Source organism: Flavobacterium hibernum, from assembly GCF_000832125.1.
GTDB lineage: Bacteria > Bacteroidota > Bacteroidia > Flavobacteriales > Flavobacteriaceae > Flavobacterium > Flavobacterium hibernum.
Genome location: NZ_JPRK01000004.1, coordinates 71,413 through 84,958 on the forward strand (window position 1 = coordinate 71,413; position 13,546 = coordinate 84,958).

12 protein-coding genes are annotated in these 13,546 nt (G+C 32.5%); 2 read left to right on the forward strand and 10 right to left on the reverse strand.

The annotated features are described in order from the left end of the window. Nucleotides 1–160 precede the first annotated feature (160 nt). On the reverse strand, nucleotides 161–3,004 hold the full coding sequence (gcvP, locus tag IW18_RS03590) for an aminomethyl-transferring glycine dehydrogenase (protein WP_041516222.1): 2,844 nt from the start codon (nucleotides 3,002–3,004) through the stop codon (nucleotides 161–163). Between the two features lie 222 nt (nucleotides 3,005–3,226). Between gcvP and IW18_RS03595 the strand changes: the two genes are divergently transcribed. Continuing rightward, on the forward strand, nucleotides 3,227–4,036 hold the full coding sequence (locus IW18_RS03595) for a UbiA prenyltransferase family protein (protein WP_041516223.1): 810 nt from the start codon (nucleotides 3,227–3,229) through the stop codon (nucleotides 4,034–4,036). Nucleotides 4,037–4,393: 357 nt separating this feature from the next. Here the strand turns inward: IW18_RS03595 and IW18_RS03600 are convergent, their stop codons facing one another. The 7 genes from IW18_RS03600 to IW18_RS03635 form a co-directional block, all read right to left on the reverse strand. Then, nucleotides 4,394–4,792, reverse strand: a complete 399-nt coding sequence (locus IW18_RS03600) for a DUF1090 family protein (RefSeq protein ID WP_052480074.1) — start codon at nucleotides 4,790–4,792, stop codon at nucleotides 4,394–4,396. A gap of 49 nt (nucleotides 4,793–4,841) precedes the next feature. Then, a complete protein-coding gene (locus IW18_RS03605) occupies nucleotides 4,842–5,297 on the reverse strand; it encodes an SRPBCC family protein (protein ID WP_041516224.1) in 456 nt (151 codons plus the stop codon). Between the two features lie 385 nt (nucleotides 5,298–5,682). Beyond that, entirely contained in the window at nucleotides 5,683–6,594 is a 912-nt protein-coding gene (locus tag IW18_RS03615) for a TIGR01777 family oxidoreductase (protein ID WP_041516226.1), read from the reverse strand. A gap of 72 nt (nucleotides 6,595–6,666) precedes the next feature. Then, nucleotides 6,667–7,485, reverse strand: a complete 819-nt coding sequence (locus IW18_RS03620) for a thiol-disulfide oxidoreductase DCC family protein (RefSeq protein ID WP_041516227.1) — start codon at nucleotides 7,483–7,485, stop codon at nucleotides 6,667–6,669. Between the two features lie 52 nt (nucleotides 7,486–7,537). Further along, entirely contained in the window at nucleotides 7,538–8,263 is a 726-nt protein-coding gene (locus IW18_RS03625) for a YqjF family protein (RefSeq protein ID WP_041516228.1), read from the reverse strand. Further along, entirely contained in the window at nucleotides 8,260–8,619 is a 360-nt protein-coding gene (locus tag IW18_RS03630) for a hypothetical protein (RefSeq protein ID WP_041516229.1), read from the reverse strand. Before IW18_RS03630 ends, IW18_RS03625 begins: the two co-directional genes overlap by 4 nt. Before the next feature lie 55 nt (nucleotides 8,620–8,674). Next, on the reverse strand, nucleotides 8,675–9,178 hold the full coding sequence (locus tag IW18_RS03635; RefSeq protein ID WP_041516230.1) for a GbsR/MarR family transcriptional regulator: 504 nt from the start codon (nucleotides 9,176–9,178) through the stop codon (nucleotides 8,675–8,677). A gap of 137 nt (nucleotides 9,179–9,315) precedes the next feature. Between IW18_RS03635 and IW18_RS03640 the strand changes: the two genes are divergently transcribed. Continuing rightward, nucleotides 9,316–10,578, forward strand: a complete 1,263-nt coding sequence (locus tag IW18_RS03640) for a cation:proton antiporter (protein ID WP_041516231.1) — start codon at nucleotides 9,316–9,318, stop codon at nucleotides 10,576–10,578. Nucleotides 10,579–10,663: 85 nt separating this feature from the next. On the opposite strand, the gene IW18_RS03645 is transcribed toward IW18_RS03640, so the two are convergent. Both IW18_RS03645 and IW18_RS03650 read right to left on the reverse strand, forming a co-directional pair. After that, nucleotides 10,664–11,323 (reverse strand): SanA/YdcF family protein, encoded by a 660-nt coding sequence (locus tag IW18_RS03645; protein WP_041516232.1) that lies wholly within the window; start codon nucleotides 11,321–11,323, stop codon nucleotides 10,664–10,666. A gap of 142 nt (nucleotides 11,324–11,465) precedes the next feature. Then, the gene (locus IW18_RS03650; protein ID WP_041516233.1) at nucleotides 11,466–13,493 is read right to left on the reverse strand and encodes a M3 family metallopeptidase; all 2,028 of its coding nucleotides are present in this window, start codon (nucleotides 13,491–13,493) and stop codon (nucleotides 11,466–11,468) included. Between the last annotated feature and the right edge of the window lie 53 nt (nucleotides 13,494–13,546).

Sequence of the window (13,546 nt, forward strand, 5' to 3'; positions counted from 1 at the left end):
CAGAAGAAAAAAATAATAATATTTTTTTTGAGGAAATGGGAAAATAATACCCTTATCGAAGAATTCAAGAATTGCAATGTTTATTAAAAATAAAAACCCGATAAGTTTTAAAACTTATCGGGTTTGGATATAATTAAATGAAAACTAAAAAATCTTAGTATTACATATAAGCTTCGATAGGAGCACAGCTACAAACTAAGTTTCTATCACCGTATGCGTCATCTACACGACGAACTGATGGCCAAAATTTATTTTCAGCAATGTATTCTAATGGATAAGCTGCTTTTTCTCTAGTATAAGGGAAATCCCAAGTATCTGTAGTTAGCATAGCCAATGTGTGAGGTGCATTTTTCAATACATTGTTTTTGTCATCAGCAGTTGCAGCTTCAATCTCTTTTCTGATTGAGATAAGAGCATCACAAAAACGATCTAATTCTGCTAAATCTTCAGATTCTGTAGGCTCGATCATTAAAGTTCCAGCAACAGGGAAAGAAACCGTAGGAGCGTGGAAACCGTAATCCATCAAACGTTTTGCGATATCACCCACTTCGATTCCGTTTTCTTTAAATGAACGACAATCTAAAATCATTTCGTGAGCTGCTCTTCCGCATTCTCCAGTGTAAAGAATTGGGTAGTGTCCTTCGAAACGCGCTTTCATGTAATTCGCATTTAAAATAGCGTGTTCTGTAGCACTTTTTAATCCTTCAGCACCCATCATAGTGATATAACCGTAAGAAATCAAACATACTAAAGCTGATCCGTAAGGTGCAGATGAAATTGCTGTAATAGCTTGTTCTCCGCCTACTTTTAAGAGTGGGTTTGTTGGTAAAAATGGAACCAATTTTTCGTTCACACAGATTGGTCCAACTCCAGGTCCACCACCACCATGAGGAATAGCGAATGTTTTGTGTAAGTTTAAGTGACAAACGTCAGCACCAATTGTAGCAGGATTTGTTAATCCAACTTGTGCGTTCATGTTTGCACCATCCATATATACTAATCCGCCATTATCGTGGATTAATTTTGTGATTTCAATAATTGAAGATTCGAAAACTCCGTGAGTAGATGGATACGTTACCATTAAACAAGATAAATCATCTTTATGTTCAATTGCTTTTTCTCTTAAATCTTCTACATCAATATTTCCTTCTGGAGTTGTTTTCGTAACGATAATTTTCATTCCGGCCATCGCTGCAGAAGCAGGATTTGTTCCGTGAGCTGATGATGGAATCAAACATACATTACGGTGACCTTCGTTTCTTGATAAATGGTAAGCACGAATTGCCATTAAACCAGCATATTCTCCTTGAGCACCAGAGTTTGGCTGTAATGTTGTTCCGGCAAATCCAGTGATTACATTTAATTGTTGCTCTAATTTTTTAAGCATCGTGATGTAACCTTCTGCTTGCTCAACTGGCGCAAACGGGTGAATGCTGTTCCAGTTTGGCATTGATAAAGGCAACATTTCAGAAGCTGCGTTTAATTTCATTGTACAAGAACCTAATGAAATCATTGAATGATTCAACGATAAATCTTTACGCTCTAATTTTTTGATGTAACGCATTAACTGACTTTCTGAATGATGATTGTTGAAAACATCATGTGTCAAGAAAGAAGATGTTCTTTCTAATGAAGCAGGCAATTGACTTGCAGAAGTTAATTCAGAAACCGTAACAGTTTCTTTTCCTAAAGCTTCAGCAAAAATCGCAACGATTTGGTTGATGTCAGAAATTGAAGTTGTTTCGTTTAATGAAATCGAAACAGAGTCAGTATCAGGGTAGAAGAAGTTTACTTTGTTTTTCTCCGCAACTGCTTTTACTTTTTGAGCATCAACTTTTACTAAAATAGTATCAAAGTAAGCTGTATTAGTTTGGAAAACTCCTAATTTATTTAAAGCTTCAGCAGTAGTAACCGCAGATGCATGAACTTTGTTTGCAATGTATTTTAATCCTTCTGGTCCGTGGTAAACTGCGTACATTCCAGCCATAACCGCTAGTAAAACCTGAGCTGTACAAATATTTGAAGTTGCTTTTTCACGTTTGATATGTTGCTCACGAGTTCCTAAAGCCATACGTAAAGCGCGGTTTCCATTCACATCGATCGAAACTCCAATGATACGACCTGGCATAGAACGTTTGTATTCGTCTTTAGTTGCAAAAAAAGCAGCGTGAGGACCACCGTAACCCATTGGTACACCAAAACGTTGTGAAGTTCCAACTACAACCGCAGCTCCCATTTCTCCCGGAGAAGTTAAAGCAGCTAATGATAAAATATCAGCAGCAAAGGCCACTTTAATTTCGTTTTCTTTTGCTTTAGCAACAAAAGCACTATAATCGTTTACCTGACCATATTTTCCCGGATATTGTAAAATAGCTCCAAAGAACTCATCAGAGAAATCAAATGTTTCGTGGTTTCCAACAACCAATTCAATTCCAATTGGAGTTGAACGTGTTTGTAAAACAGATAAAGTCTGAGGTAAAATTTCTTCAGAAACGAAGAATTTATTGGTGTTGTTTTTCTTTTGATCACGTGTGCGAACGTCAAATAACAAAGCCATAGCTTCGGCAGCAGCAGTTCCTTCATCTAATAAAGAAGCATTTGCAATTTCCATTCCTGTTAATTCGATAACAGTAGTTTGGAAATTCAAGATTGCTTCAAGACGACCTTGAGCAATTTCTGCTTGGTAAGGCGTATAAGCCGTATACCATCCTGGGTTTTCGAAGATATTTCTTTGAATAGGAGCCGGAACGATAGTTGGGTGATAACCCAAACCAATGTATGATTTAAATGTTTTGTTTTTCTTTCCTAATTCGCGAATATGATTTGCAAATTCGTACTCCGTCATAGCAGGATCTAAATTCAAAGGTGCTTTTAAACGAATATCATCCGGAAGTGTTTCGTAAACAAGTTGTTCGATCGATTCAACCCCAATGGTTTGTAACATGTGTTGAAGATCTGTTTCTCTTGGGCCAATGTGTCTTAAAGCAAAAGCATCTGTTCTCATTTGTAGCTATCTAATTTTTTAAGGGCAATGCAATTCGCGATGTATCTTCTTTGACTTAATCAAGTGTAACACAAGGTTTATTACATTTTATAGTAAATGTGTTGTTTTTTTGTGGCGCAAAATTAAGTATTATTAATAATTTAATGGGTATTTTTAACTTCAATTTTTGTCAATTTTCTAACTAAAGAGTTGATTTGTTACCAATTGATTAGATTTGAGCATATGAAACTTTTAAAACAAATATTCGATTTTTATTTAAACAGCAGTATACACGTAGCTTTGTCGTGTTATGCATTAGTATGTGTAACGTTTCATGTATTTCATATTCAGTATGATGCACCTATGGCTTTGTTCGTTTTTTTTGGAACAATTGTGGGGTATAATTTTGTTAAATATGATGCTTTGGTTCGTGTAAATAGAAAACCGGTAGGAACTCAACTAAAAATAATTGCTGTTTTGAGTTTTGTTTCACTGATTTTAGTAGGGTATTATTTTTTTCACTTAAAACGAATTACCCAAATTGTGTCGGTTGTAATTTTTGCTATTACGGCACTTTATACACTTCCATTTTTTCCAAATCGAAAAAATGCCCGAAACTGGGCAGGAGTTAAAATTTATATTGTAGCAATTTGTTGGGTAGGTGCGACTTTGGTTTTACCCTATATAAATGCCGAAATTCCGTTTATACCGGATTTTTTTATAAAATGTATTCAGCGATTTGTATTGGTTTTTGTGCTGATTTTGGTTTTTGAAATTATTGATTTGGCCAATGATGACCCGCATTTAAAAACTGTTCCGCAAACGATTGGTGTAAAGCGAACAAAGATTTTAGGATTTTTACTATTAGTTCCATTTTGGATTGTTGGAGTATTAACATTCACATTTCATGATTTGCTCATAAATCTTATAATGGTGATTACTTTAATGTTATTTATTCTGTTTGCAAACCCAAATAGATCAAAATATTATACTTCTTTTTGGGTCGAAAGTGTTCCAATATTTTGGTGGCTGATGATTTTTTTCTTTAATTAAGCATAATATTTTGGGCATTTTCGCCGAAAAGGCGAACCGGGCTATCCGCTGCAAGTCCTCGCACTTCCTTCGTCAGGCTGTGGGCTTTCCACTTCTATCCCTCACGCAAACCGTAAAGCGAGAAAAATCATTTTCAAAAGAGAATGTATGAATTATTAAATTTTGAATTACCTCCAGCTTTAGCTGGAGGTAAAAAAGGAGTTTTCAATTAGGGCTTTAGCCAAACTTTGTGATTTGGCTAAAGCCAGGAATATTCTATCACAATTTCTACTCCAGCTAAAGCTGGAGGCAACTGATTTTTTGATTTTAAAATCTGCTCAAATCCGGAAAAACTGCGTGAAATAAATCCGTACTAATCTATTTCGTTTTCTGCTCTGCCAACGCTTTATTCAAATCGGCTTTAGCTTCAGCTAATTTCTTTTTTTTCTTGTTGATTTTTTCTGTGCTTTCCTGATCTTTAATTGCTTTGTTCAAATCAGCAGTTCTTTCGTTCACTTTTTGCTGTTTTTCTTTTACTTTTTTGTCAAGATCATTATTTACTGTTTTTGTAGTGCAATTTTTTTTCGTTTTCGAAATGGCATCTTCAACTCCTTTGATCTGACTTTGATTTCCTGCTTTTTTAGCAGCTGCTAGTTTGGTGTTTAATTCACACAATTTTCGCTCACAACCTTTTAATGTTGCGCAATTACTTTGTGCGAATCCAATACAAGAAAATACAAAAAAAGCGAGCGATAAAATTTTAGTTTTTATAGTCATAAGTTTATTTTTAAATGAAGTAACTTTTCTTAAAAGTAAGAAATTTATTTTAAATCAGCTTTTCAGAGACTTCTTTCAAAACTTTATTCCTTTCTAAAAGAAACTGAGTAAGGTGTTTTTTCAAAAATAAAGCATCAAATATTCGTCCTGAAATTCCAAACGGAGTTTCATATTGTAAATGATCTTTCATAATTGTAACGCCATTTTCTTCTTCAAAAAAATGTTCGTGTTTAAAAAAATTAAATTTTCCTTCTTCCATTTCATCTACAAAATAATCGTAAAAGGTCATTGCAGTAATTCTGCTTTTGTGTGTGAGATAAAATCCAAAATGTTTTCCGCGCCAAGTTACCGTTTCGTTTAAATTAATTAAACCCGAAATGACGCCAGAAATTGCTTTTTCATTAGTGGGACTAGCGGATTGCTGATGAATGTCTATGTTTCTTGAGGCATCAAAAACGATTTGTTTTGGCGCTTTTATTATGGTTGTGAGATTTATTGTTGTCATGACTCTGTTTCATTTTTAAAATATCGCATCAAAAATATACCTGCTGTAATTGACGAAATTGAGTAAGAAATCGCAAGGACAAACCAAACAGTTCCATTTATAAGTCCTGTTGTTATAAAAATTCCAATTACTACAATTATCATCAGAATTGTTTTTGCACAACATGGTTGTATTTTTTTGTTCTTAAAAACGGTAAAAAGTATACTAATGCAAATATATGTTGGCAGAGAGAAAAGTAATCCCATAAATATCATAAGCGGATATATTTGAAAAAAATCAAAAAGATTTTTCGAACTCCAGTTAGTATTTAAACCATTTATTATTGCAAAAATAAATGGCCCTAATAATAATGTGAAAGCCCAATGTCTGATTATAAAAATTAGATTCATTTATTTAATAAATTTTGAAAAGCCTTGTCAATATCTCCAAACTTAAATTGAAATCCATTTTCTAAAAGTCGTTTCGGAATTACATTTCTACTTTTTAAAACCAGTTCAGTTTCTGTTCGAATAAAGAAAGATCCAATTTCGAGAAGAAATGCATTCACTGGAATTCCAAAAGGAAAACCAACTGCTTTTCTTAGTTTCTGCATAAAATCAGCATTACGAATTGGTTCTGGAGCAACAATGTTGATAACTCCTGTCATTTCTTTTTCAATTATAAAGTCTATAGCATTTGCAAAATCTTCTTCGTGAATCCAGCTTATAAACTGATTTCCTTTTCCTTGTTTTCCTCCAAAACCTGTTTTTGCTAATGTTTTCAAAGGAATAAATGCTCCACCATTTTTTCCTAAAACGATAGAAGTTCTTAAAGCTGTTTTTAATGTCTTTGGAGTTTCAGTTTTAAAGAATGCTTTTTCCCAAGACAAGGCGACATTTATAGAGAAGTTATTTCCAATTTCACCATCAATTTCATCCATTTGTTTGTCTAATGAAAATCTATAAATTGTTGCTGTAGATGAATTCAGCCAGTGTTTAGGTGGGTTTTTACAGTTTAAAACCGCTTTGTTTAAAATCTTTGTACTTTCAATTCGAGATAATAGAATCTCTTTTTTGTTTTCTTTTGTATAGCGACAATCTACAGATTTTCCGGCAAGATTGATTAAAATGGTTGCATCTTCCAATTCTTTTTCCCAACCAGAAAAAGTTTTGGCGTTCCAGTTTATATATTTAATTCCGTTAGTGGTTTGAGATTTTCCTCTAGTCAGAATTACAATTTCTTCAAATTTATCTTTGAATTGATTGACTAAAACTTGTCCTAAAAAACCGGTTCCCGCTGCTATTATGAGTTTTTTCATTAGAGTACTATTTTTATCGCCATGAATTCACGAATTTTATTCTATGTGAATATTAATAATTCGTGGCTGTTTTTAATTTAAGATTAGGAGTAAAGCAAGAATTCGATAAAGTATCCATGTATAACAAAGATAATGTGGGAGTTTTAGAATTTTAATTCTTCTAAAATGTTCTGCAAACATGATCAGAACAGTTATCGCAAACCAACCTAAAATGATAATTGCCGGAATAATTATAAATTGACTTACAATTAAAATTGGCACTAAAATCAAAGAACCCATTAAAGAAACAGTCATTAAATTTCCTGCATAATTGATGATAGTTTGTTTATTGAATTTTAAAAGAAACAAGCTTTGAAAAGCGATTTGACTAAATGACAAAACAACTTCTCTAACGATACTTGTTTTGGGTAAAACCGGAATTAAATTAGAATATCCAAATAAAACAAAAGTCGTTACCGTTAAGGCAAATGCGATAAAAAGAAAACGGTATTTGTAATTGAAATCCGGAACGCATTGTAGCTTGTTTTCGTCCTTAATATTTCCGGGAATTATTACCTTTCTATTATAAGAAACAAAAGAATACATTTTTCTAAGAACATAATGTACGGGTGTTATAGTCGCTATTTTTTCGATTAACGGAAAAGAAAATCCAACTACTTTTATTAAACTATCAATTCCGTAAGTGACAGTTTTGGTTTTGTTATCAACCAAAGCAATTTCGTTTGGAGCACGTTTTAAGTCTACAAAATTTTGTTCTTCTTCAGATAATTGGCAATATGATTTTCTTCCATTTTCATCCAGCATACCATTTTTTACAAATCCAGTTGTGTACAAACTGCAAAGTGGGCAATCTTCATCATAAAGCAAAGTTTGGTTTTCGAGCGTTTTCATGATTTTTGGTTTTAAAGATTATGAAATGAATTAGGATGTAATGATGCATTTTTCAGATTAGAGAAATTAATTTTAGTTTCTTTTTATTCTTAACCATAATTTCAGAGCCTTTCGCTAAGAAAACTGAAGTTGGTTTTGTAGTTTGAAGAAATTCAAAATCAGTTCCGTATGTTTTATTAAAGTCAATATTAATGTTGTAATTTAAAACTTCGAATTGCTCCCATCTCGGGTGTTGAACTTCATATTCGAAAGTAGTTTCTTTATCAATTTTGGTATAACCAAAATAATGTTCTGTAATAAATTCAGCTTCAGAATCAATCTCAATTGCTACAGGATTCTTTTTAGTTTCTATTTGAATCGTATTCCATTTTTGATCATTTTTCCATTGATAAATAAAAGTACTGGTATCTTTTTTTTCAATTATTTCATGTCTCATTTTTTGAGTTTCATAATGTTCCTGATACAAAGTATTGGCAATGAAAGTGATCGCTTTTTTAGGAACAATTTCTTTAATAAAGACGACACCACGCTTCCATGTTCCATTTTCGAAACGTTTTACATAGAATCTTAAATTGACTTCTTCAAAATCAATATGAAACGGAATTTTGAAACGAAGAACTTTCGTGTTTTCAAACATAAACCCAACGAGACTTACATAACATTTGTCATTCCAAAGATCTATTTCAGTTCCTGCCGGAATATATTTTTCTAAAAGTTTAGCATCAACTTCATAATTAAAAAGTGCTAAGTTTTTCCATTCTGCTTTTAAGAAGTTCATTCTCTTGAATATTGGTTAAGTATATAAGTGAAATAGATTGCAAGTGTTATTGGAACTATTTGGAATAAAATAGTTAAGATCTGCTCGAAAATTCTCTCATTATCAGTTTTATGAAATGAGTTAGTGCAAAATACAACAGTGAAAAAAGTTATAACACCTATGAAATAAAGGTTAATCCGTTTGTCTCTATTTGGTGAGAAAAACCATACGGAACCAACTAATAATTGATATACAGGCATTACAAATAAGCCTAAGACAAATGTTACACCTAAACAATCAGGATAATATTGTCCCAATATTGCAGAGATAATAACCGAGAAAATAATTGCTAAATTTCCAAAGTTTGCTATTTTCATATTTATAGTTTGTTTTAAACTTTCAGAAAAAAATGAAAGTTTTAGTTGAATTTTTTTACTTCATAATTTTTAGAACCAAACGTCCTAACCAGTTTTCGTTGAACTCAGTCATTTTGTCTAACATATTATCTGCTTTTAAAACGAAATCATACAATTTAGAAGTTTGATCGACAAAGTGTTTTTCTTCTGCCGAATTATTAGCGTCAATTGTGGAGACTTCTTTTAATATTTTAAGAGCAGGCTTGATTTCTCTTTTACTTCTTTCTCTTGCAATTTTTACGGCCAATTCGTCTAAATCTTTTTCGGCAGTAAAAAACTCTCTTCTTTCTCCGGCTTTGTATTCTTTATATACAATTCCCCAGTCCATTAAAGCTTTTAAATTCATGCTCGTATTTCCGCGCGAAATTTGCAATTCTTCCATAATGTCTTCCATTGAAACAGGTTCGTTCGAAACCATTAATAAAGCATGAATTTGCGCCATGGTTTTATTAATTCCCCATTGAGAACCTAATGCTCCCCAGGTTTGTACAAACTTATTTTTTGCTTCTTTGAATTCCATAGATCAAATGTAAGTAAAACTTTTTAAACTTTCAAAAATAAATGAAAGTTATTTTATTAATTATAAAGTTATGTTAATTCGGGACTTGAAATTTTCGATTAAATAATGTAAAAGATATTTTTGTAAAAATCAAATTTATGGAATTATACTACACATTTTCAATACTTATTGTATTGGCTTCTTTCTTCGCCTATTTAAATTTAAGATTTTTAAAACTTCCGGGAACTATCGGAATCATGATTATTGCCATGTTAGTTTCAGTAGGTATTCGTCTGTTGGGCGATTCTTATTTTCCTGCGACAACAAAGCATTTTTTTGCATTGATAAAAGAATTCGACTTCAACGAAATTTTAATGGGAGCAATGTTGAATTTCCTGCTATTCGCAGGCGCTCTACACGTTAATATGTCTGATCTTAAAGAACAAAAAGTTCCTATTATAATTTATTCTACGGTTAGTGTTGTACTTTCTGCACTAATTATTTCGGTGTTGTTTTATTACATAGCGCCAGTGTTCGGAATTAAAATCCCTTATATATTCTGTTTAGTTTTTGGTACATTAATTTCTCCAACCGATCCAATTGTGGTGTTGGGTGTTTTAAAACAAGCAAAAGTTCCTAAACGAATAGAAACCAAAATTGTGGGTGAATCTTTGTTTAATGACGGAGTAGCGGTAGTTATGTTTGCTGTTGTTTTAAAAATGGCAACAGATCCCACATTTGATATGAGTTTTAGTTCGATTGCCTGGTTATTTGCAAAGGAAGGTATTGGTGGACTTTTATTAGGAGCTGTTTTAGGATTTACAGCGTCGCGAGTTATCAAGAAAATTGATGATTATAAAGTTTCGGTTTTAATAACACTTTCTATAGTTATGGGAGGTTTTTTGATCGCACAAAGTCTACACGTTTCAAGTCCTTTAGCGATGGTAGTTGCCGGATTGATTATTGGTAATTATGGTAAAAAAGTTGCAATGAGCGATGAGACTAAAGATTACTTAGAGAAATTTTGGGAACTTATAGATGAAATTCTAAACGCTATTTTATTCTTGTTTATTGGTTTTGAATTACTATTACTTCCAGATTTAAATAAACAATTGGTAATAGGTTTTGTGGCGATTTTTATTGTGTTGTTTTCTAGAATTGCTTCAATAGTTTTGCCATGGAAATTCTTTGATATCTTCAAGTTTTTCGGTATTAAATCTGCTTATAATAAAGGTTCTTTAATGGTGCTTGTTTGGGGAGGAATTCGAGGAGGAGTTTCTATTGCATTAGTACTTTCTATGCCAGAAGGAGAATATAAAAACCTTCTTTTAGAAGTAACTTATATAGTAGTTTTATTTTCTATCGTTGTTCAAGGACTAACGGTTGGGAAATTGGCTAAAAAAGTTTTGGAAAAGGAGTAAAAAAAGAAAAAAGAAAATAGAGCAAAGAATAAAGATTCTATTTTAAAAAAGTAAAAGCCTGCAAGATATTCTTGCAGGCTTTTTTTTATCGTTTGTCTTCTTTAGAATAATTGGATTCTCCGTTTATATTAATTTCGCCACCCAAGAAGTGTGGTTCACGATTTCTTAAAACATCAAAGAAAGATTTAAAAATAGAGCCATATTCTCTAAAAGTAACATATTTATAGCCTAAATATTCTCCATTGTTTGCCGAATATCCAACTGATTTTATTCCGAGTTTTTGCCCAATATAAATTGCTCGATTTAAATGATATTCCTGAGAGATTAAAGTTGCTTTTTTAATCTTAAAAATGTGTTTTGCACGATACATAGTCGAGTAAGTATCAAAGCCTGCATAGTCAATGAATATTTTTGTGGTATCAACTCCGTGACTAAAACAGTAATTTTTCATAACCGTTAATTCGTCATATTCATTACGTCCGTTATCTCCAGAAAGCAAAATTTTATTGATGCGTTTCGCTTTCCATAGTAAAATTCCAGCGTCTAAACGATCTTTTAAGTATTTGCTTGGTTGATCTCCTTTAATTCCCGCACCAAAAATAATTCCAACATCATTTTTAGGGAACTTTTTAATTGAATAATAAATGTTCTTTTTGGTCGAAGATTTTACATAGTAATTTACAGAAACAATTGCAATTAATCCAATGATTGCAAGATAAAGGGCGATTTTGAAATATTTTTTCACGGCTTGTATTTGTAAGATTAAGATTTAAAAGACGAAGATAGCGAAAATTACATTTAAAGAAAATCAAATAAAAAACCGAAGCAGAAATGCTTCGGTTTCAAAAATATCTAATAGTCTAAGGAGTCTAAAAATCTAAGAAAGTCTAGACTAATCCAGCTCTCTTCAATAAAGCCTCAGGTTTTGGTTCCTGACCTCTAAAACGTTTGTACAAAATCATAGGATGTTCAGTTCCGCCTTTAGAAAGTACATTTTCTTTAAATTTTGTTGCTACTTCATGATTGAAAATTCCTTTTTCCTGGAAATATTCAAATGCATCAGCATCTAAAACTTCGGCCCATTTGTAGCTATAATACCCAGAAGAATATCCACCTTGAAATATATGTGAGAATGCCGTACTCATTGCATTTTCTTTTACATCAGGATATAATTGTGTATTGGCAAATTGTTCTGTTTCGAAAGTTTTTAAATCTGTAATGTTCGTAGGATCTTGTCCGTGCCAAGCCATGTCTAACAATCCAAAACTTAGCTGACGCAATGTTGCTAAACCTTCCTGGAAACTCGCACTTTCTTTAATTTTCTGAACATACTCAATCGGAATAATTTCTCCAGTTTCATAATGATTTGCAAACAAAGCCAAAGCTTCCTGCTCGTAACACCAGTTTTCCATAATCTGACTTGGTAATTCTACAAAATCCCAAAAAACAGACGTTCCTGATAAACTTGGATAAGTTGTGTTGGCCAGCATTCCGTGTAAACCGTGGCCAAATTCATGGAATAAAGTCGTAACTTCATTAAAAGTCAATAATGACGGTTTAGTTTCGGTTGGTTTTGTAAAATTACAAACGTTCGAAATATGTGGTCTTTCGTTTACGCCATCTTTTATAGATTGGTGTTTGAATGAAGTCATCCATGCACCGTTTCTTTTTCCTTTTCTTGGGAAGAAATCTGCATAGAAAATAGAAACTAAATTACCATCAGCATCCGTTACTTCATAAGTTGTAACTTCTTCATGGTATTTATCAATATCAAAAACTTCCGTAAAAGTTAATCCGTATAATTTTTTGGCAACTGTAAAAGCTCCATCTAAAACTTTTTCTAATTGAAAATAAGGTTTAAGTTTTTCATCGTCTAAATTAAAAAGCTGTTGTTTTAATTTTTCAGAATAATATGCACCGTCCCATTTTTCTAATTGTTCGATTCCGTCCAGTTCTTTGGCGAAAGCCGTCAATTCAGCAAATTCTTTTTGAGCTGCAGGTTTTGCTTTAGCTAATAAATCGTTCAGAAAAGAAAAAACTTTCTCTGGACTTTCGGCCATTCTTTCTTCCAGAACAAAATGTGCGTGCGTTTTATAACCTAATAAATTGGCTCTTTCAAAACGTAATTTGGCAATCTTTAAGACATTTTCCTGATTGTCGAATTCGTTATTTTGAAATGCTTTTGCACCAAAAGCAATCGCCATTTTTTTACGCAATTCACGGTTGTCCGCATAGGTCAAAAATGGAACATAACTTGGATGATCTAATGTGAAAATCCAACCTTCTTTTTCTTGGCTTTTTGCTAATAATCTTGCAGCTTCGATAGTTCCTTCCGGTAATCCTGCTAAATGGTTGTAATCTGTCAAATGCAATTCGAAAGCATTAGTTTCGGCCAAAACATTTTCGCCAAACTGCAAACTCAATTTTGATAATTCTTTGTCGATTTCGCGAAGTTTATCTTTTTTATCTTCTTGTAAATTCGCTCCGTTTCTAGAAAAGCTTTTATATTTTTTATCTAAAAGAGTAGTTTGTTCCGGATTTAGATTTAATGTATCTTTTTGATCGTAAACGGCTTTTATTTTAGCAAATAAAGCAGCATTTAAAGTAATGTCATTTCCGAATTCTGACAATAAAGGTGAAACTTCCTGAGCGATTTTTTGCATTTCGTCACTTGTTTCTGCCGAATTTAAATTGAAGAATACACTTGAAAGACGATCTAGAATATCTCCCGAAAAATCCATCGCGAAAACAGTATTTTCAAAAGTTGGTGCTTCGGGATTGTTTACGATAGCATCGATTTCGGCTTTAGCCAAAGAAATTCCTTCCTGAAAAGCCGGAAGATAATCTTCAATTTTAATTTGCGAAAAAGGGGCTGTATTATGTTTGGTGGTGAATTTTGAAAGTAAAACGTTCATTATGATATAATTATTTTAGTATTTGAACTCAATATTTTGAATTTCAAAGATAG

Excerpts from the sequence above, each read along its gene's own strand:
- IW18_RS03630 (WP_041516229.1), bottom strand. The coding sequence starts at position 8,619 with ATGAAAATAGCAAACTTTGGAAATTTAGCAATTATTTTCTCGGTTATT.
- IW18_RS03635 (WP_041516230.1), bottom strand. The coding sequence starts at position 9,178 with ATGGAATTCAAAGAAGCAAAAAATAAGTTTGTACAAACCTGGGGAGCA.
- IW18_RS03650 (WP_041516233.1), bottom strand. The coding sequence starts at position 13,493 with ATGAACGTTTTACTTTCAAAATTCACCACCAAACATAATACAGCCCCT.
- IW18_RS03640 (WP_041516231.1), top strand. The coding sequence starts at position 9,316 with ATGGAATTATACTACACATTTTCAATACTTATTGTATTGGCTTCTTTC.
- IW18_RS03595 (WP_041516223.1), top strand. The coding sequence starts at position 3,227 with ATGAAACTTTTAAAACAAATATTCGATTTTTATTTAAACAGCAGTATA.
- IW18_RS03620 (WP_041516227.1), bottom strand. The coding sequence starts at position 7,485 with ATGAAAACGCTCGAAAACCAAACTTTGCTTTATGATGAAGATTGCCCA.
- IW18_RS03615 (WP_041516226.1), bottom strand. The coding sequence starts at position 6,594 with ATGAAAAAACTCATAATAGCAGCGGGAACCGGTTTTTTAGGACAAGTT.
- gcvP (WP_041516222.1), bottom strand. The coding sequence starts at position 3,004 with ATGAGAACAGATGCTTTTGCTTTAAGACACATTGGCCCAAGAGAAACA.
- IW18_RS03600 (WP_052480074.1), bottom strand. The coding sequence starts at position 4,792 with ATGACTATAAAAACTAAAATTTTATCGCTCGCTTTTTTTGTATTTTCT.
- IW18_RS03625 (WP_041516228.1), bottom strand. The coding sequence starts at position 8,263 with ATGAACTTCTTAAAAGCAGAATGGAAAAACTTAGCACTTTTTAATTAT.
- IW18_RS03605 (WP_041516224.1), bottom strand. The coding sequence starts at position 5,297 with ATGACAACAATAAATCTCACAACCATAATAAAAGCGCCAAAACAAATC.